The following is an 18,271-nucleotide window of genomic DNA, read 5'->3' as shown; positions in this document are numbered from 1 at the left end:
ATGGTGTACGCGTTCTCGAGTTCGGTGACCGCCTGCTGTACCTGGGTGGCGGCCCGGGCCGCCGTGTCCTCGGCGGTCTTCAGGGCGTTCACGATATGCCACTGATGCGAGGCCGCCACCAGTCGCTGGGCCAGTTCGGTGCGCTGCATCTCGGGCGAATCGGCGGAATCTCCGGCGGCCCGGCGCAGGTAGTCGATTCGTGCTCCGGCGCCGACGGTGCCGTCGTCGGCGACCTCGAACGCCGGCAGCGGTGGTTGCGCGGTATCGCGGGCGGTATCGCGCAGCAGCAGGACCTTGTTCCTGGCCTCGATCAGATTGGTTACTTCCGCCCGCAGCGCGGTGTCGAGCTTCAGCAGCGCCGCGCTCACCGCACCGGTGCGGGTGCGCTCGGTGTCCATGCGAGTGTTCGCGGCGGCGCCGGCGGGCCCGGACCAGTTCATCGCCCGGGTATCGGTGACCGCGGTACCGGTGAGCTGGTCGAGCCGGCCGGCCAGTGTGGTGGCGTGCGTGGCGGCCGCGGTGAGGTGATCGGTCTGCCACTGTTCGACATTGCCGATGGTGAGGGTCATACCGCGGTCTCCAACCCCACGGTGGTGAGCGCCTCGGTGACCTCCGCTTCGGTCATCTCGTAGTCGCCCGCGCCGGTGCGCAGAGTATCGGCGATGATGCTGAGTCGCTGGCCCACCCGATGCAGGCAGGACGCGGTGAGATCGGCGGCGCGCCGGGCGGGCGGTTCGAAGCCGGTGCCGGGTAGCGCGGTGGCCGCGGCGGCGAGGATCCCGGTGGCGTCGAGTGCGGTGACCGCGTCGGCCTCGGTGTCGAGCCGTCCGGCGAATCCGCGCAGGAGGCCGGGATCGACCCGGACCGTCGCGCCGGGTGCGCTCGTCTCTTCGTTCATCTGTCCCCCGAGGATTCCCGCCCGTTGCTCTCGCGGCCGAGCCTAACAAAAGCGTGTGTTCCACGAGGTGCGCTCGACCGGCGTGATCGAGCGGCGCGGCGTGGCCGCCGATGCCGGCGCGAACCGGTCCGTCCCCGGGCGGGGATGGACTCGGGCCGGTGGTGCCGATTAAGTTGATGAGGACGGGTGGATTGGTACATATCGACTGGTGCGTCTCTATAGCCGCCGGTCGCGAACAGAGAGGCCGGCATATGCGCGCAGCTCAGGTCAGCAAACTCGACGGACCGGAAGCGATCGAGATCGTCGACATCCCGGAACCGCAGCCGCTGCCCGGCGGCGTGGTGATCGATGTGCACGCCGCCGGGGTGGCCTTCCCCGACGTACTGATGACCCGTGGGCTCTACCAGATGAAGCCGCCCATGCCGTACGTGGTCGGCGGCGAGGTCGCCGGCGTGGTGCGCGAGGCACCCGAGGGGTCGCATGTGAAACCCGGTGACCGGGTCTGCGCGCTCACCATGCTCGGCAACGCCATGGCCGAGGTCACCACCACCGCCGCCGAGATGGTGTTCAAACTGCCGGACAACATCTCCTTCGAGGCCGGCGCCGGGATCCTCTTCAACGATCTCACCGTCCACTTCTGCCTGCGCAATCGCGGCCGCCTCGCCGACGGCGAAACCGTGCTGGTCCACGGGGCGGCCGGCGGAATCGGCACCTCCACCCTGCGGCTGGCGGGCGCACTGGGCGCCGGGCGGGTGATCGCGGTGGTGAGCACCGAGGAGAAGGCCGAGATCGCCCGCGCGCACGGTGCCACCGACGTCGTGCTCACCGACGGCTGGCTGGACCGGGTCAAAGAACTCACCGACAACCGCGGGGTGGATATCGTGCTCGACCCGGTCGGCGGTGACCGCTTCACCGACAGCATCCGCTCGCTGGCCCGGGGCGGCCGGCTGCTGGTGGTCGGCTTCACCGGCGGCGACATCCCGACGGTGAAGGTCAACCGCCTGCTGCTGAAGAACGTCGAGGTCGTCGGCGCGGGCTGGGGTGAATGGATGCTCTCGCACCCGGGCTACCTGGCCGAGCAGTGGGCCGAGGTCGAGCCGCTGTTCGCGGCCGGCAAGATCGCCCCGCCGCAGGCGGTGCTGTTCCCGCTGGAGCAGGCCGCGCAGGCGGTGGCCTCGCTCGAGCAGCGCGCCGCCACCGGCAAGGTCGTGGTCACAATTCGCTGAACGCGGCGCCCGGCCCGCGGCGCGCGAGCCGCGGGCCGGACCGCCGGAAACCACCGGCGACCTGCATCGCCGCCGGGGGCGATCTTTCGTCGGTATTGTGCACGGCATGCGGATCAGGTCGGCGATAGTCCTCGGGTTAACCGCGGCATTTGCTCTGACGGGCTGCGGTTCCGACCAGGGCTCCGAGGAAGCCGACGGGCCGCGCGGTCCGGCGCCGAAAGTGGCCGCGCTCGGTCCGTTCGTGGGGGAATGCGGACATGTCACCGATAACGAGGTACGAGATATAGGGGGCCTGCGGCAGATCGTCCAGTCGTACAAGAACGCGGTCGGCTGCAACTGGCAGTCGGGCGGACTGGGCGGCGCCTCGATCACTTTCGCCTCCTATCGCGGCAGCCCCCTGGAAAGGGAGAAGGCCTGGGTCACCACGCACGGCCGGCCGCCGGAACCGATCACCGTCGGGGGCCGCAACGGGTTCGCGGCACTCGATCCCACCGGTACCATCTGCGATCTCGCAGTCCAGCTCGACGACGACTTCTTCGAATGGTCGACCTCCCTGGGTTCGTTCAGCACCGACCGTGGCAACCCGTGCGATCGCAGCCGGGCGCTGGCGGAACTGACCATCGAGCGGCTGGGGTGAAGAGGATGCGACGTCTGCGAGTCCGCCACCGGCGATTGCGTACCGCCGCCGCCACACTGGTCCTGCTGGTGGTCGCGGTGCTCGGCGCCGGCTGCGGCAGTACCGTCCAAGGGACCGCGCTACCCGTCGGCGGCGGCGAATCGGTGAATACCGACCAGATCGACAAACTGCTCCGCGAATGCGATGTGGTCACCGACCAGCAGATCATCGACGCGCTGGGTGGCAACACCTATATCAGCGATTCGTTCTTCGGAGCGGTCTGCATGTGGGATATCGGTGGCGGGTCCGGAATGCTCACGCTGAACTGGTACGAGAACGGGTCGTTGCGCACCGAACAGGCGACCAACGACAAACTCGGTTACACCAGCACCAAGACCACCGTGCAGGGGACGATCGCGCTGGAGGTCCGCCGGCCGAACGACCCCAATTCGTGCGGGATGACCGCGAGTGCCGCCGACTCGGGGGTGATCGGCTGGTGGGTGAACTCCTCGGGCGGCACGGCCGACCCGTGTGCCGCCGCCAAGAAACTGCTCGAACTGACACTCAATATCGCCCGGTAGTGCGGTGCCGATTCGTGGCGCGGTATCCGCCCCGCGAAGCCGGGTGGGCCCGGGAACAAGCGGCGTTGCCCGGCGGTTGAGAAGGGAACGCGAGACTGCCCGGGAGGGGTCGAGAGCCGGAATCCGAGGGGCCGATACCGGCCCGCCATATCACAACATCACCCCGGTTTTGACCCTATTCACTACGCCCGAGTACAGTGGACCGCTGTGCCCGGAAGGATACGGGCAAGTTCGAGCGTAGACGTAGGCCAGCGAGAGCGGCTGACGATTCCAGCGTGCCTGTAAATCGGGCCCTGAACTGCGCGCGACACGCCCGACCTCGGGACGCGAGAAACGTGGTTGGACGTGCGGGTGAAAGCTCGATGAACAGCCCTGACACCGCCATAACCGATAAAAGGAAAGCCGGTATATGCCAACCATCAACCAGCTGGTCCGCAAGGGTCGCCGCGACAAGGTCGCCAAGACCAAGACCGCGGCCCTCAAGGGGAGCCCGCAGCGTCGTGGCGTGTGCACCCGCGTGTACACCACCACCCCGAAGAAGCCGAACTCCGCGCTGCGGAAGGTCGCGCGTGTGAAGCTGACCAGCGCGGTCGAGGTCACGGCTTACATCCCCGGTGAAGGCCACAACCTGCAGGAGCACTCGATGGTGCTCGTGCGCGGCGGTCGTGTGAAGGACCTCCCGGGTGTGCGTTACAAGATCATCCGCGGCTCGCTCGATACCCAGGGTGTGAAGAACCGCAAGCAGGCCCGCAGCCGTTACGGCGCCAAGAAGGAGAAGAGCTGATATGCCGCGCAAGGGCCCCGCTCCCAAGCGTCCGCTGATCAACGACCCGGTCTACGGGTCGCCGCTGGTGACGCAGCTGGTCAACAAGATCCTGCTCGACGGCAAGAAGTCCACGGCCGAACGCATCGTCTACGGTGCGCTGGAGCAGGCGCGTGAGAAGACGGGCACCGATCCCGTCGTCACGCTCAAGCGCGCGCTGGACAACGTCAAGCCGTCGCTCGAGGTCAAGCCCCGCCGCGTCGGTGGCGCCACCTACCAGGTGCCGGTCGAGGTCCGTCCCGGCCGCGCCAACACCCTGGCCCTGCGCTGGCTGGTCAACTTCTCCCGGGCCCGCCGGGAGAAGACCATGGTCGAGCGCCTGGCCAACGAACTGCTCGATGCCAGCAACGGTCTGGGTGCCTCGGTGAAACGTCGCGAGGACACTCACAAGATGGCCGAGTCCAACCGGGCCTTCGCGCACTACCGCTGGTGATGTCTGCCCGGCCCAACGCTACGGGCTCGGGAGGCGTACGGAAGCTCGGCTTCCGCCTTTGACAACAGATGACGGCCGCTACAGGTCGTCGGCGAGAATCCCAACTAGCTACGAGCGGGGAAGATTTCCGTGGCACAGGACGTGCTCACCGACCTGAACAAGGTCCGCAACATCGGCATCATGGCCCACATCGATGCGGGCAAGACCACTACCACCGAACGCATCCTCTTCTACACCGGTGTGAACTACAAGATCGGCGAAACCCATGACGGGGCGTCGACCACCGACTGGATGGAGCAGGAGCAGGAGCGCGGTATCACCATCACCTCCGCGGCGGTGACCTGCTTCTGGAACCAGAATCAGATCAATATCATCGACACCCCGGGCCACGTGGACTTCACCGTCGAGGTGGAGCGCAGCCTGCGGGTTCTCGATGGCGCCGTTGCCGTCTTCGACGGCAAGGAGGGCGTGGAACCGCAGTCCGAGCAGGTGTGGCGGCAGGCGGACAAGTACGACGTGCCGCGGATCTGTTTCGTCAACAAGATGGACAAGCTCGGTGCCGACTTCTACTTCACCGTGCAGACCATCAAGGACCGCCTCGGCGCCAAGCCGCTGGTCATCCAGCTGCCGATCGGCGCGGAGGATTCCTTCGAGGGCATCGTCGACCTGGTCGAGATGAACGCGAAGGTCTGGACCGGCGAAACCAAGCTGGGTGAGAAGTACGAGGTCCAGGAGATCCCGGCCGATCTGCAGGAGAAGGCCGAGCAGTACCGCCAGGAGCTGCTCGAGACCGTCGCCGAATCGGACGAGGCCCTGCTGGAGAAGTTCTTCGGCGGCGAGGAGCTCTCGATCGACGAGATCAAGGGCGCCATTCGCAAGCTGACGGTCAACTCCGAGCTGTACCCGGTGCTGTGTGGTTCTGCGTTCAAGAACAAGGGCGTGCAGCCCATGCTCGACGCCGTGGTGGACTACCTGCCCTCGCCGCTGGACGTCGAATCCGTGCAGGGCCACGTGCCCGGCAAGGAAGACGAGGTCATCACCCGTAAGCCGAGCGCCGACGAGCCGTTCGCGGCCCTGGCGTTCAAGATCGCGGTGCACCCGTTCTTCGGCAAGCTGACCTACGTCCGCGTCTACTCGGGCAAGGTCGACTCCGGCGCCCAGGTCATCAACGCGACCAAGGGCAAGAAGGAGCGGCTGGGCAAGCTGTTCCAGATGCACTCCAACAAGGAGAACCCGGTACCCCAGGTCAGCGCCGGCCACATCTACGCGGTCATCGGCCTGAAGGACACCACCACCGGCGACACCCTGTGCGATCCGAACAACCAGATCGTGCTGGAGTCCATGACCTTCCCGGACCCGGTCATCGAGGTCTCCATCGAGCCCAAGACCAAGTCCGACCAGGAGAAGCTGGGCACCGCGATCCAGAAGCTCGCCGAAGAGGACCCGACCTTCACGGTGAAGCTGGACCAGGAGACCGGCCAGACCGTCATCGGCGGTATGGGCGAGCTGCACCTGGACATCCTGGTCGACCGGATGAAGCGCGAATTCAAGGTCGAGGCGAACGTCGGCAAGCCGCAGGTGGCCTACCGCGAGACGATCACCAAGAAGGTGGAGAAGCTCGAATTCACCCACAAGAAGCAGACGGGTGGTTCGGGTCAGTTCGCGAAGGTCATCATCGCGCTGGAGCCGTTCGTCGGTGAAGACGGCGCCACCTACGAGTTCGAGAACAAGGTCACCGGTGGCCGCGTGCCGAAGGAATACATCCCTTCGGTCGACGCGGGCGCACAGGACGCCATGCAGTACGGTGTGCTCGCCGGTTACCCGCTGGTCAACCTGAAGGTGCTGCTGCTCGACGGTGCGTACCACGACGTCGACTCCTCGGAGATGGCGTTCAAGATCGCCGGCGCGCAGGCGCTGAAGGAAGCGGCCCGTAAGGCCGGTCCGGTGATCCTCGAACCGCTCATGGCGGTCGAGGTCACCACGCCCGAGGATTACATGGGCGATGTGATCGGCGACCTGAACTCCCGCCGTGGCCAGATCCAGGCCATGGAGGAACGCAGTGGTGCCCGTGTCGTCAAGGCGCTGGTTCCGCTCTCGGAGATGTTCGGTTACATCGGTGACCTGCGGTCGAAGACCCAGGGCCGGGCGAACTACTCCATGGTGTTCGATTCGTACGCGGAGGTTCCGGCCAACGTGTCGAAGGAGATCATCGCCAAGGCGACCGGCGAGTAATATCGCCCGGTCGTCTGCACGACCCCCTTGTAAATCAATCCGCACTGCTGCAACTGCAAGCAACAACAAGTCCAGGAGGACACCACAGTGGCGAAGGCGAAGTTCGAGCGGACGAAGCCGCACGTCAACATCGGCACCATCGGTCACGTCGACCACGGCAAGACCACGCTGACGGCTGCGATCACCAAGGTGCTGGCGGAGAAGTATCCGGATCTGAACGAGAGCTTTGCCTTCGATCAGATCGACAAGGCGCCGGAGGAGAAGGCTCGTGGTATCACGATCAACATCTCCCACGTCGAGTACCAGACCGAGAAGCGCCACTACGCCCACGTAGACGCCCCCGGTCACGCCGACTACATCAAGAACATGATCACCGGTGCGGCGCAGATGGACGGCGCCATCCTGGTGGTCGCGGCCACCGACGGCCCGATGCCGCAGACCCGTGAGCACGTGCTGCTCGCCCGTCAGGTCGGCGTGCCCTACATCCTGGTCGCGCTGAACAAGTCGGACATGGTCGACGACGAGGAAATCCTCGAGCTCGTCGAGATGGAGGTCCGCGAGCTGCTGGCTTCGCAGGAGTTCGACGAGGACGCCCCCGTGGTTCGCGTTTCCGGCCTGAAGGCGCTGGAGGGCGACGAGAAGTGGAGCGAATCCATCATCGAGCTGATGAACGCGGTCGACGAGTCCATTCCGGACCCGGTGCGTGAGACCGACAAGCCGTTCCTGATGCCGATCGAGGACGTCTTCACCATCACCGGTCGTGGCACCGTCGTCACCGGTCGTGTGGAGCGCGGTGTGGTCAACCTCAACGAGGAAGTCGAGATCGTCGGCATCCGCCCGGAGAAGACCAAGACCACCATCACCGGTATCGAAATGTTCCGCAAGATGCTGGACACCGCGCAGGCCGGTGACAACGCGGGTCTGCTGATCCGTGGCATCAAGCGCGAGGACGTGGAGCGCGGCCAGGTCGTCATCAAGCCGGGCACCACCACCCCGCACACCGAGTTCGAGGGTCAGGCCTACATCCTGTCCAAGGACGAGGGTGGCCGCCACACCCCGTTCTTCAACAACTACCGTCCGCAGTTCTACTTCCGTACGACTGACGTGACGGGCGTTGTGACCCTGCCCGAGGGCACCGAAATGGTTATGCCCGGCGACAACACCGAGATGTCGGTGAAGCTGATCCAGCCGGTCGCCATGGACGAGGGTCTGCGCTTCGCGATCCGTGAGGGTGGCCGCACCGTCGGCGCCGGTCGCGTCACGAAGATCATCAAGTGATTCACTGAATCGCTGAGAACGGCGTCGCTCCGAAAGGAGCGGCGCCGTTTTCATTTGGAGTATTTACAGCGAGCCCGGTCGGCGCTGCCGGACGGTCGGTTCAGTGCCTGCGCGTGAGCCTGTTGGCGGCGGCCAGTATCGGGGTCGCCGTCGAGGTGGCCACTGCCCCGAGCGGGGTATCGGTGGCCCGCATCCAGCGCACGGTCCGCATGGCCGCGGTGAGGGTTTCACTTCCGCGTATCCGCATCTCCGCTTCGAATCGGCTCACGGCCACGGGCAGCGTGGTCGTACCGGAAGCCACCGAGTGCAGATGCGCCACCAGACTCGCGGCATCTCGGATGGCGGCTCCGGCGCCCATACCGGCAGTGGGCGGGGTGGCGTGGACAGCGTCGCCGAGCGCTGTGACGGAGCCGGCGGCCCACGGGGCCAGGTCCTGGGCCCGGGTCGAGGCCGCGTTGAAGCGGAAGGCGGCGATACTGCCGGTCTCGGCTCGTTCGACGACCTCGAGGGTGCGCCGGCTCCAGCCGCCGCGGCCGAAAGCGGCGAGCAGCGCAGACCGCAGTGCGGTGCCGTGAAGCGTACGCATCGCCTCGGTCGTGGCGGACTCGGGAAACATCGCGCCCCAGATGTAGGTCGGTCCGGTGGTGACCGCCTCCCGGCCCTCGGGCGCGTCGAGCACGGCGTTGCCCACCGGGTCGAGGAAACCGATATACAGCGCCGTGGCGTGCGGGCCGAACGCCATACTCGAGCGCGAGCCGAGCCGCTGTCGTTCGGAACTGCCGAGGTGTTCGGCGCCGGTCCGGCCGGAGAAACCGATTATCCCGGTGGGTTCGCTGGTGGGTCCGCCCGCCAGATATCGGGCGACCGATGAGTGGGCGCCGTCCGCGCCCACCAGCAGATCACCTCGGCACGCGGGTCCGTCGGCGAATACCGCCGAGGGTTCGCCGTCCGCGGAGTGGGCGATCGCGGTGACCGTCCGGCCCAGCCGCAGGTCGGGTCCGACCGCGTCGGCCAGAATGGTCCGCAGGGTGATGCGGTCGATATCCACGCTCGGGCTGTCGCCGAGCCGCGGCCCGTACGCCAGGAGGCGCCCGCGCCGGTCCCAGAGTGCGTCTCGGTCGCGCAGCCGCAACGCCGACGCAGACCGCAAGAGCCGCTCGAAGATCTCCGGTGCGACGAGTTCCCGGAGCGCCGCCTGTGCGCGGCCGTCGAGTGTGATGTGGTATCCCCCGGTCCGTGCGACGTCGTGATCGCGATCGAAGACCGCTACCTCGAAATCGTGCCGGCGTAGTCCGGCGGCCAGCGCCAGGCCGCCGATCCCGCCTCCGACGATGATGATGCGCATTGTGTTCCGGCTCCTCGAGCTGATGTCGGTCGATTTCCGGCCCGACACTGCCATCGGTAGTGGCCGTCGAATGTCCACTACTTTGAAGCGGTGGCCGATACCTCCCGGCGCGCACTGCGCCTGCTGTCGCTGCTCGCCACCCGACGGAGCTGGTCGCTCGGTGCCCTCGCCGCCCGGCTGGAGGTCAGCGAGCGAACCGTCCGGCGGGATATCGAGACACTGCGCTCGCTCGACTATCCGGTTGTCACGCTCCGCGGGCCGGCAGGCGGCTATCGGCTCGGGGCGGGCCACATACTGCCCCCACTGCAATTCGACGAGGACCAAGCGCTCGCGGTCGCCGTAGCGCTACAGACCGCCCCGACCACGGTGTCCGGTCTCGCAGCCGACACCGAACGGGCCCTGGAGGCACTCGGGCAGGTCATGCCCGGCAGGCTACGGGCGGCCGTGGAAGCATTGCGGCTGACGAGTTTGCAGAACTACTGGGAGTTCCCGGCGCCGCCCATCGAGGCGTCGGCACTGCAGGCCGCGGGCAGTGCCGTACGCCGTCACGAGATGCTCATCGCGGAAACCCTCGGACCCGACGGCACTCGCCCCGACCCCGGTACCGCCGAGTTCGCGCCGGCCCGGCGCATCGAACCCCACCACCTGGTGGTCTGGGCGGGCCGGTGGTACCTGGTCGGCTACGACCACGCCGACGTCGGCTGGCGAGTGCACCGACTCGACCGGCTCCACCTGCACCCGCCCACGGGTATCCGGTTCACACCCCGCGAGCTGCCCGGCGGCGATCTCGCCGGCCTGGTCATGAGTACCCACAACCGCGGGGACACTCCGGCCGCGTGGGAGTGCACCGGAAGTGCGCGGCTGAATCTGCCGGCGGAGACGGTCGCGCGCTGGGCGCCCGGTGGATCGGTTGTCGAGCATCTCGATTCCGATCACTGCCGGCTCACCGTCGGCGCTTGGTCCTGGGCCGGTGTCGCGGGACTGCTCGCCACGTTCGATACCGACCTCACCGATGTCGAGCCTCCGGAACTGGTGGACGCCTGCCGTCGACTGGTACGACGGTGGCGGACCGTCGCCGGTGACACCGAACCGGCGCACCGGTGAGAGCAGAGGCGCCGTCCCTCGCAGACGGGCTCGATAATCCGTATCTCCACCCGGCGACGGGAGTCCGCGCTCCTCGGCAAGGCACGCTCGATATGGCCGTCACCGGCCGCCGCAACGTGCTGCTGGAGGTCGGGGCCGAATCGACGGACCGGTAGCCGGAATTGCGAACATGTTCCACGAAAACGGTTATCGGGTGACTATCGAATTCACCACTTCTCCGGAAGCGGATCGGCTCATGCATCTAGGTATGCGTTACCAGGCCCGCCACGGGAACTGGGGGTGTTGGCCGTCTGGTGAAGTGGCGACGCGGTGTGCGCATGCCGGCACTGCCGTGCCGCGCTTGTCCGGAGGGTGCCGCTGCCGGGCGCAGGCAACGGCACCGTCGAGAAAGCGATTTCAGTTCTCACGTGCTGCCTGGAGCAGGGCGTTGGCGAACTTCACCATCTGGGCCGGGCCGCCGTACCAGGCGGTGACCGCGGAGAGGACCGCGGCCCGGGCCTCGCGGGCCGCGCGGGCCACCTCCGCGGCCGATACCTCGCCCGTCTCCGCCTGTCCCGCGAGGACTTCGAGATCATCACTCGCGGTCAGTAAACGCATGATGAGGTGGATGTCTATGTCGGCGCCTTCCTCGCTGCGGCCGTGCCGGGATGTGGTGTCCTCCACCGGTGCCGGGCGCCGGGCCGCCGGCAGTGCCGGTACAGGTTCCGGAGCGGGGCCCGACAGCGTCGCCTCCGTGCGGTCCGGAGCGGCGGACTTGGCCGCTTCGGCCTCGGCGGCCTCCCGCGCCCGTCGGGAGCGCCGTGTTTCCAGCGGTGGCCGGGCATCGGCGCCGTCACCCGATTCCGGGGCCGGATCGTTCGCGGCGTCGGGTACGAGGGTCAGCGGCGATACGGCCGCCGCGGGGGTTTCCCGTGCCTCCTCACCCGGCTCGTCGGATCCGGCGTGCCGGGAGACGGGATCCTCGGACTCCAGGATCCGGGTGAGCAATTCGGCCACCGGTGCGCCGGATTCGTCGTGGTCGATACCGTGCGCGGGTTCGGGATCGAGCAGCCGGTCGAGGATCGGGGTGCCGTCCGGCGGTGCCAGCCGCGGCGGAGCGGTATGCGCGCCGGTCTCGTCGGCCGGATCCGCCTCCTCGGGCTGTGCCGCGAGGCGCAGGGCGGGTTGCTGATCGCCGTGGGCGCCGGGCTGTTCGTCGTCGGTGTTGTAGCGGGCCGCGGATCGCGGCAACCGACGCGGGGCCGGCAGTTCGCGGTCGTTGTCCGAGGCGTCGGACGGGTTGCCGGCCGGATCCGGAGGGCTCGCGGAGTTCGCCGGCAGCGCCTCGTGGGCGTTCGGCACCGCGTTCGGCTCCTCGGCCGGGGCGGGGGCGTGCCGGGCCGCCGACCGCGGCAGGCGCCGGGCGGGCAGCGGCGGGGCGGCGGAATCCTCTTCGGTGCCGGGCCCGGGTGCGGTGTGGCCGCGGGTGGGCAGTCCACGCGACGGCAGTTGCGGCCGGGCGACCGGATCGCCGGCTGGCTCGCGGTCCTCGTTCGGGGCTCCGGACAGCGCATGCGAATCGGTGACCGTGGCCGCGGAGTTCTCCTCGTGGCCGGGCGAATGCTGATCCTCGAACGGGTTGAAAGACTCGGCGGAGGCGCCGGATTCGGTGAGATCGACTTTGCGGCGCCGCCCGCCGGTTTCCAGCGGGTGTGGTACCGGTTCGTCCCCGATCGAACTGAGCCAGCTCGGCAGCGATCCGGTGTCCGCGGACGAATCGCCGTAGGCATCGGGTCGCTGCGGTGTCTCGGGCGGCAGCGGGTAGGCGGCCTCCATCGAGCCCGAGGTGGGCAGTTGGGTGGTCGGAACGGAGAACGGATCGGAACCGAGCCGACCGCCCGACGCGGGGACCGTGGGATCGGCGGAGGGCGCCGACTCGGCCGCGTACGGCGATCCGGGTGCGGGGATACGGGCCGAGGAGGCCAGCGCGGCCGAGTGTTCGCCGCCCTGGCCGGGACCCGGCTGCGGGATTCGCGGCAGCGCCGCGGGATCGGTCTGCCCGGGCGCGCTCGCGGGTCCGGCACCGCGCCGGGTGGACAGGGCGGCGGTATCCGGTCCGTTGGGGTCGTCGGGGGGTGCGGGGAACTGGGACGGGTCCGTCGGTGAGGTGCTGAAGCGGGAATCCGGTTCCTGATCACCGGAGGTCATGACACCGACCGCGGCGGTGTCACCGATGACCCCGGGGGTGTTCCACGCGGCGAACGGGTCCAGTGCCGCCGAACCGCCGGTGCTGTGCTGGTTCTGCGTAGGAGTGGACGGTGGTGCGGGGGTCCACGTATAACCGCGATCCGGAACGGAATCGGTTCGGTTCGTGGCGCCGTTCGTCCCATTCGCCGAATCGAATTCGTTCGATCCGAAGCCGGCGAAGCCCCTCGACTCGGAGTTCGGTTGCGCGCGGCCGTACTCCTCCTGGCGGCCGCGACGTTCGTCTCCGAGGCTGGCATTTTCGGCATCCATGGGCCCATTCTTACCCGCCGGGGTGGATATCGTTCTAGTGTGCGAAGCCCATGAATCGTGCGTGAGCCGCCGGTGGTGATCAGTATTACATCCCGGGCCGGGAGCCGCCGGTGCGCGTATCCGCGTCCGGGGCACCCGGATACGCGGCTCTGACGTGCCCGGACGGCGGGATGTGCGGAAACCGGCGCAGATGGGCCCACCGCGGACCCCTTGCGCGCCGGGTCTGTCGGGCCCCCTCGAAATTTTCCCGGTGGTGTCGATGGCGCATATGAGTCTGCCCGCCGGGCTCGGCCGGCGGGTAGCTCGTCGAGGTGGGTGCGGATCAGTGGTGCGTCGCGGCCCCGTGCATCCGGCCGGCCACTGCCGGCAGTGCTGCGACGGCGAGTACGACGGTGACGATTCCGACGACCCACGACGTCCACGACGCCCCGTTGTAGCTGGTGTAGTTCATAACCCACGGTGCGAGAAACAGCAGTGCGCCGAACAGTGCCATACCGTAGTCGGCCGCCGCCATCGCGGGCCGGTACATCTGGGCGAGTCCGGTGAGTGCGATGAGCGCTCCGAGCACGATCATCGTCCACACTGCCCGGTCGTTGGTCGCCACCCAGATCGGGGACAGGGCGGTGAAGACGCCGAGCACCACGGCCAGGAAATCCTGGGTCCGGCTTTCTGTGAACATAGTGGCCTCCTGAGACTGGAAACAGGTCCGTTGACAGGGCCTGACCTCGGTATATCGTGTCCGGACGCGACCGGTCGATATCGCAACGGACACGATTGCGCGGCGAAATGATGCGCAGCGGACGCGCTTCCGCCGGGGGCCAGGGCAAGTTAGGGTGAGCTACACGATTTTCTGTAACCTGTTCCAGGCGCGGCGCCGGGTGCCGCGGGGAGGGAGTTCGGTATGTCCGCACCGATCGTGATCGCCGGTGCCGGCCTGGCCGGGTTGCGCACCGCCGAGGAGTTGCGCCGCGCGGGGTACACGGGCGAGCTGGTGCTGCTGGGCGACGAATCGCGCGCGCCCTACGATCGTCCGCCGCTGTCCAAGCAGTTCGTCCGCGGTGAAACGACCGCGACACCGCTGCGCCCGGACGAGTTCTACGACGAGAAGAAGATCGATCTGCGCCTGGGTACGGCCGCGACCGGCGTGGACACCGCCGCCAGGCGGATACGGCTGGCCGACGGGTCCGCCCTAGCCTACGAGCACCTGGTCATCGCGACCGGGCTGCGGCCCCGGCTGCTGCCCGGCGCCGACGAGGTGACCGGGGTCCGCGTTCTGCGCAGCCACGACGACGCGGTCGCGATCCGGGAGGGGCTGCCCGGCACCACCGCGGCACTGGTGATCGGGGCCGGTTTCATCGGCTGTGAACTGGCCGCCGGCCTGCGCGCGGAGAACGTGCCGGTGGTACTGGTGGAGCCGCAACCCGCCCCGCTGGCCGGGGTGCTCGGCGCGGAGACGGGTGAACTGGTGGCCCGGTGGCACCGAGCCGAAGGCGTTGATCTGCGGTGCGGGGTCGGGGTGGCCGAGCTGCTCGCCGATCCGGCGGGCCGGGTGCGGGGCGCGCGGCTGGCCGACGGATCGGAGGTGGCCGCGGACCTGGTGGTATCGGGTATCGGCTCGTACCCGGTGACCGACTGGCTGGCCGGGTCCGGGATCGAATTGGCCGAACCGGCCGCCGGTGGCGGAGTGTTCGCCGACGAGGCCGGGCGGACCAATGTGCCCGGCGTCTGGGCGGTCGGCGATGTGGCGGCGTGGCGGACGGTGACCGGCGAACACCGCCGGATCGAGCACTGGACCAATGCCGGGGAACAGGCCAAGCTGCTGACCTGCGCGTTGCTGGGGGTGGCGGCGCCGAGTATCCCGCAGGTGCCGTACTTCTGGAGTGATCAGTACGACCTGAAGTTGCAGGCGCTGGGTACGCCGCGCGCGACCGACGATATCCGGATCCTCGCCGACGACGGTCGTAAGTTCCTCGCCTACTACTTCCGTGACGGCCGATTGTCCGGGGTGGTGGGCGCCGGGATGACAGGTCAGGTGATGAAGATGCGCGCCAAGATCGCCGCGGCCGCCCCGGTGGAGGAATTGCTGGGCGCGACTCAATAACCTGTTGGGGTGATCGTCGCGCTCATCGATTCCGGTTTCGGGCTGCTGCCCACCGCGGCGTGGCTGCGCAAGCTGCGCCCCGATGTGGATCTGCTGCTGCAGCTGGATCCCGACGGGGCGCCGTGGGGCCCCAAACCACAGGACTGGATGATCGACCGGGTGGTCTCGGCCGGCCGTGCCGCGCGTGACCTGGGTGCCGAGGTGGTCGTGCTGCCGTGTAACACCGCCAGCGTGACCGCCCTCGAACACGTCCGGGCCGATCTGGGGGCCGCGATCCCGGTGGTGGGTACGGTCCCGGCGATCAAACCGGCCGCTGCGGCCTGCCGGTCGGTGGCCGTATGGGCGACCGCGGCCACCACGGCCAGCCCCTACCAAGCGGATCTGATCGCCCGGTTCGGCGGTGAGGCGAAGGTCACCGGAGTGGCCTGCCACGGACTCGCCGAAGCGGTGGACCGCGGCGATATGGCCGGGGTGCGCGCGGCCGTGGCGGACGCGGCGTCCCGGACGCCCGCCGATGTGGAGGGCGTGGTGCTGGGCTGCACCCACTACCCGCTGATCGTGGACAGCATCCTCGCCGCGCTGCCCGACGGCGTCCGGCTGTTCGACAGCGCGCAGGCCGTGGCCGCGCAGACGGTGCGCCGGATGGAGGCGCTGGGGGGTGCGACAACCGGCGACGGGACCGTCCAGGTGTATCTGAGCGGCCGGCCCGGTGTGTTGCCGCCGGGCGCGGCGGCGTACGAGTCCGGCCGGATCCTGGGAGCTCGGTAGGGCCGCCGGCGCGGGCGGCCGGCGCCGGGCTGCTCCGCGCGTATCAGTCGATGCCGAAGGAGCCCGCGATGGTGTCCGCGACCGCGGTGACGGTGCCGCGGGCCACCGGCTGGCGCACGATCCAGGTCTGCATGGTGATCGGCGGGTCGACCAGCCGCCGCCACACCCATCCGGGCAGCAACCGGCCCGCGGTGGTGCGGCTCAGGATCGCCCCGCTCGCTCCCGTGGCGTGCAGACAGGCGCGCGCGTTCTCGGTGTAGTTGGCGAAATGCCACCGCGGCCTGATCCCGGCCTCATGGGCCGCCGACACCAGCCGGTCGTGGCCGATGGGGACCTGGTCACGGGCGTGCGCGAGCACGTCCACGCCGTCGAGGGCGCTCAGCGGGCAGATGTCGCCGGAGAATTCGCCTTCCAGCCGCGGATCGACGACGAACCCGAACGGCTCCTCCAGGACCCGGTGGCGGACCAGCTCGCCCGAGGGCGGCTCATGCACGAAGGCTATATCGAGCCGTCCGGCGCGCAGTTGCTGGAGCTGGACGGTGCTGGTGGCGTCGGTGAGCGAAAGGTATGCCTGGGGGACGGCCACCCGTACGGTGTCGATGATTTGCCCGAGCCAGGTGGGCGGTAGGCCGGGAGCCAGGCCGATCTGCACGATCTCGCGGACCGGGCCGGCTTCCCGGGCGGCGTCCTTCGCGGTGTCGGCGTAGCGGAGCAGGGTGAGGACATGCCGGTAGAGCGCGGTCCCGGCCGGGGTGGGCACGATACCGGCAGGTACCCGATCGAAGAGCGGCACGCCGCATTCGCGTTCGAGCTGCTGCACCTGGCGGGTGAGGGCCGGTTGGGAGATGAGCAGCGCCTTCGCAGCCGCGGACAGTGAGCCGCGATCGAAGACTTCGACGAAATACCGCAGCTGTCGTAGCTCCATCGTTGCTCCCCATTTCCCATACCGATCGGTATGCCATAACTTCAGGACATACCCGGGCCAGCCAAGTGGCATTGGATCACGAGCCGTCCGCGCGGTTGCATTGTGGTGGGTACCACAGCCGCCACGCCTCGCGGGCGCCGGTGCCCCAGCTTCACTCGAAAGGACCTCCGGTGACCGCGATAACCCCCGCAACACCCGACACCCGATATCGCTGGGTGGTGTTGACCCTCTGCTGGGCCGCCTTCACGATGACCTCGGTCGACCGGGCGACTTGGGGCCCCGCGGCGGGCTCGGTGGGCGAGGACCTCGGGGTGGCGGTCGCCGGCCTCGGCGTCTTCGCCACCACCTACTACATCGGCTATGTGATCTCCAACGCCATCGGCGGTTTCGTCGCCGACTGGCTCGGCGCCCGCATAACCGTCGGGGTGAGCATCCTGCTCTCCGGCGGGTTCATGCTGGCCTTCGGCGAGGCCGACAGCCATGCGCTGGGCCTGCTCTTCCAGGCCTGTATCGGTTTGTGCGCGGGTGCCGAGGTGGGCGGCGGTGTCAAGCTCCTCACCAGCTGGTTCGTCCCGCAGCGGCGCGGCTTCGCGATGGGTGTCTTCATGACCGCGACCTCGCTCGGGCTGGTGATCGCGAACGCTGTCGTGCCCCGGCTGATCGAATCGCACAGTTGGCGCACGTCCTATCACCTGTTCGGTCTCACCTCGATCGTCGTCGGTGTCCTGTGCCTGATCCTGCTGCGTCCCGGCCCGCTGGTGGAGGCGCGGGCCGGGACCGGTGGCCGCCCGAATCTGCGCCCGCTGCTGCGCAATCGCGGTCTGCTGTTGATCGCACTCGCCGGGTTCGGCGCGCTGTGGGGCACCTATGGATTCATCACCTGGTCGAACCTGCTGATGGTCAAGGGCGTCGGTATCGATCCGGTGCGGGCCGGCACCGTGGTGGTGATCTTCGGTGCGGTGGCGGTGTTCTCCAAACCGCTGGTCGGCCTGGTCGGCGACGCGCTCGGGCTGAGCCGACGGCGGCTCACGATCGCCATCCTGGCGGCCTTCGTGGCCTGCCTGATCGCCTTCAGTTTCGCCACCACCGCCACCCAGTTCCTGTGGATCGCGCCGTTCCTGGGGATCACCGCCTACATCTACAGCCCGGTCATGATGGCGATGATCCCCACCCTCTCCGGTGCCGAACTCGCCGGGACGGCGACCGGCGGGGTGAATGCCTTCTGGCAGCTCGGTAGCACCATCGTGCCCGCCGTGGTCGGCTTGGTCTTCGCCGCGAGCGGATCGTTCCAGCTGGTCTTCCTGGTTCTCGCCGCGGGCCCCTGCCTGGCGATCCTCCCTATGTTCTTCATCCGCGACGCCGACAATCGCGAATCGGCGGCCGGCGCCGCCGCACCCGGCGACGGCACCGCGCTGATCCTCGCCGCCAACGGAAAGGCTTGACCC

Annotated in this window: 16 protein-coding genes and 1 pseudogene; 11 read left to right on the top strand and 6 right to left on the bottom strand. The window is 68.5% G+C overall.

Going from position 1 to position 18,271, the window contains the following annotated elements:
• Both ON38_RS22290 and ON38_RS22285 read right to left on the bottom strand, forming a co-directional pair.
• A pseudogene (locus ON38_RS22290) lies at positions 1-569 on the bottom strand (transglycosylase SLT domain-containing protein); the annotation flags it as partial.
• A complete protein-coding gene (locus tag ON38_RS22285) occupies positions 566-898 on the bottom strand; it encodes a hypothetical protein (RefSeq protein ID WP_039826863.1) in 333 nt (110 codons plus the stop codon). The pseudogene ON38_RS22290 and the gene ON38_RS22285, both read right to left, overlap by 4 nt.
• Before the next feature lie 251 nt (positions 899-1,149).
• Between ON38_RS22285 and ON38_RS22280 the strand changes: the two genes are divergently transcribed.
• The 7 genes from ON38_RS22280 to tuf all read left to right on the top strand — a co-directional run bounded on the left by ON38_RS22280 (position 1,150) and on the right by tuf (position 8,087).
• The gene (locus ON38_RS22280) at positions 1,150-2,124 is read left to right on the top strand and encodes an NADPH:quinone oxidoreductase family protein (RefSeq protein WP_039826862.1); all 975 of its coding nucleotides are present in this window, start codon (positions 1,150-1,152) and stop codon (positions 2,122-2,124) included.
• Between the two features lie 106 nt (positions 2,125-2,230).
• Positions 2,231-2,761, top strand: a complete 531-nt coding sequence (locus ON38_RS22275; protein WP_039826861.1) for a DUF3558 domain-containing protein — start codon at positions 2,231-2,233, stop codon at positions 2,759-2,761.
• A gap of 5 nt (positions 2,762-2,766) precedes the next feature.
• Positions 2,767-3,321, top strand: coding sequence for a DUF3558 domain-containing protein (locus tag ON38_RS22270; RefSeq protein ID WP_039826860.1), 555 nt, complete (start codon positions 2,767-2,769; stop codon positions 3,319-3,321).
• A 409-nt stretch (positions 3,322-3,730) separates the two neighbouring features.
• Positions 3,731-4,105: a 30S ribosomal protein S12 gene (gene rpsL / locus ON38_RS22265; protein WP_030525247.1), complete on the top strand. Its 375-nt coding sequence runs from the start codon at positions 3,731-3,733 to the stop codon at positions 4,103-4,105.
• A 1-nt stretch (position 4,106) separates the two neighbouring features.
• Positions 4,107-4,577 carry a 30S ribosomal protein S7 gene (rpsG, locus tag ON38_RS22260; RefSeq protein ID WP_014353063.1) on the top strand — a complete coding sequence of 157 codons (471 nt, stop codon included), beginning with the start codon at positions 4,107-4,109 and terminating at the stop codon, positions 4,575-4,577.
• A 129-nt stretch (positions 4,578-4,706) separates the two neighbouring features.
• Positions 4,707-6,809: an elongation factor G gene (gene fusA / locus ON38_RS22255; protein WP_039826859.1), complete on the top strand. Its 2,103-nt coding sequence runs from the start codon at positions 4,707-4,709 to the stop codon at positions 6,807-6,809.
• 87 nt (positions 6,810-6,896) lie between these two features.
• Positions 6,897-8,087, top strand: a complete 1,191-nt coding sequence (gene tuf / locus ON38_RS22250) for an elongation factor Tu (protein WP_039826858.1) — start codon at positions 6,897-6,899, stop codon at positions 8,085-8,087.
• A gap of 100 nt (positions 8,088-8,187) precedes the next feature.
• Here the strand turns inward: tuf and ON38_RS22245 are convergent, their stop codons facing one another.
• The gene (locus tag ON38_RS22245; protein ID WP_039826857.1) at positions 8,188-9,432 is read right to left on the bottom strand and encodes an FAD-dependent oxidoreductase; all 1,245 of its coding nucleotides are present in this window, start codon (positions 9,430-9,432) and stop codon (positions 8,188-8,190) included.
• Between the two features lie 90 nt (positions 9,433-9,522).
• Here ON38_RS22245 and ON38_RS22240 point away from each other — a divergent pair, with 90 nt between their 5' ends.
• Entirely contained in the window at positions 9,523-10,536 is a 1,014-nt protein-coding gene (locus ON38_RS22240) for a helix-turn-helix transcriptional regulator (RefSeq protein WP_039826856.1), read from the top strand.
• 396 nt (positions 10,537-10,932) lie between these two features.
• On the opposite strand, the gene ON38_RS22235 is transcribed toward ON38_RS22240, so the two are convergent.
• Entirely contained in the window at positions 10,933-13,032 is a 2,100-nt protein-coding gene (locus ON38_RS22235; RefSeq protein WP_039826855.1) for a hypothetical protein, read from the bottom strand.
• Positions 13,033-13,354: 322 nt separating this feature from the next.
• Positions 13,355-13,711: an SPW repeat domain-containing protein gene (locus tag ON38_RS22230; RefSeq protein ID WP_039826854.1), complete on the bottom strand. Its 357-nt coding sequence runs from the start codon at positions 13,709-13,711 to the stop codon at positions 13,355-13,357.
• A 222-nt stretch (positions 13,712-13,933) separates the two neighbouring features.
• Between ON38_RS22230 and ON38_RS22225 the strand changes: the two genes are divergently transcribed.
• Together ON38_RS22225 and ON38_RS22220 are read left to right on the top strand one after the other, a co-directional pair.
• Entirely contained in the window at positions 13,934-15,133 is a 1,200-nt protein-coding gene (locus ON38_RS22225) for an NAD(P)/FAD-dependent oxidoreductase (protein ID WP_039826853.1), read from the top strand.
• 9 nt (positions 15,134-15,142) lie between these two features.
• Complete coding sequence (locus tag ON38_RS22220) at positions 15,143-15,901, top strand: glutamate racemase (protein ID WP_039826852.1); 759 nt, start codon at positions 15,143-15,145, stop codon at positions 15,899-15,901.
• 43 nt (positions 15,902-15,944) lie between these two features.
• On the opposite strand, the gene ON38_RS22215 is transcribed toward ON38_RS22220, so the two are convergent.
• Positions 15,945-16,826, bottom strand: a complete 882-nt coding sequence (locus ON38_RS22215) for a LysR family transcriptional regulator (protein WP_039826851.1) — start codon at positions 16,824-16,826, stop codon at positions 15,945-15,947.
• A gap of 170 nt (positions 16,827-16,996) precedes the next feature.
• Between ON38_RS22215 and ON38_RS22210 the strand changes: the two genes are divergently transcribed.
• A complete protein-coding gene (locus tag ON38_RS22210; protein ID WP_218000821.1) occupies positions 16,997-18,268 on the top strand; it encodes an MFS transporter in 1,272 nt (423 codons plus the stop codon).
• The last annotated feature ends 3 nt before the right edge of the window (positions 18,269-18,271 follow it).

The sequence above is a fragment of the Nocardia testacea NBRC 100365 genome (genome assembly GCF_000308775.1).
GTDB classification, from domain to species: domain Bacteria; phylum Actinomycetota; class Actinomycetes; order Mycobacteriales; family Mycobacteriaceae; genus Nocardia; species Nocardia testacea.
Note: the sequence above shows the minus strand (reverse complement) of the source record. Positions and strands in the feature narration are given on the sequence as shown.

Bases quoted from the DNA above. Each gene is read 5' to 3' on its own strand.
- ON38_RS22285 (WP_039826863.1), bottom strand. From the start codon at position 898: ATGAACGAAGAGACGAGCGCACCCGGCGCGACGGTCCGGGTCGATCCC.
- ON38_RS22280 (WP_039826862.1), top strand. From the start codon at position 1,150: ATGCGCGCAGCTCAGGTCAGCAAACTCGACGGACCGGAAGCGATCGAG.
- ON38_RS22275 (WP_039826861.1), top strand. From the start codon at position 2,231: ATGCGGATCAGGTCGGCGATAGTCCTCGGGTTAACCGCGGCATTTGCT.
- ON38_RS22270 (WP_039826860.1), top strand. From the start codon at position 2,767: ATGCGACGTCTGCGAGTCCGCCACCGGCGATTGCGTACCGCCGCCGCC.
- rpsL (WP_030525247.1), top strand. From the start codon at position 3,731: ATGCCAACCATCAACCAGCTGGTCCGCAAGGGTCGCCGCGACAAGGTC.
- rpsG (WP_014353063.1), top strand. From the start codon at position 4,107: ATGCCGCGCAAGGGCCCCGCTCCCAAGCGTCCGCTGATCAACGACCCG.
- ON38_RS22245 (WP_039826857.1), bottom strand. From the start codon at position 9,432: ATGCGCATCATCATCGTCGGAGGCGGGATCGGCGGCCTGGCGCTGGCC.
- ON38_RS22235 (WP_039826855.1), bottom strand. From the start codon at position 13,032: ATGGATGCCGAAAATGCCAGCCTCGGAGACGAACGTCGCGGCCGCCAG.
- ON38_RS22230 (WP_039826854.1), bottom strand. From the start codon at position 13,711: ATGTTCACAGAAAGCCGGACCCAGGATTTCCTGGCCGTGGTGCTCGGC.
- ON38_RS22225 (WP_039826853.1), top strand. From the start codon at position 13,934: ATGTCCGCACCGATCGTGATCGCCGGTGCCGGCCTGGCCGGGTTGCGC.
- ON38_RS22215 (WP_039826851.1), bottom strand. From the start codon at position 16,826: ATGGAGCTACGACAGCTGCGGTATTTCGTCGAAGTCTTCGATCGCGGC.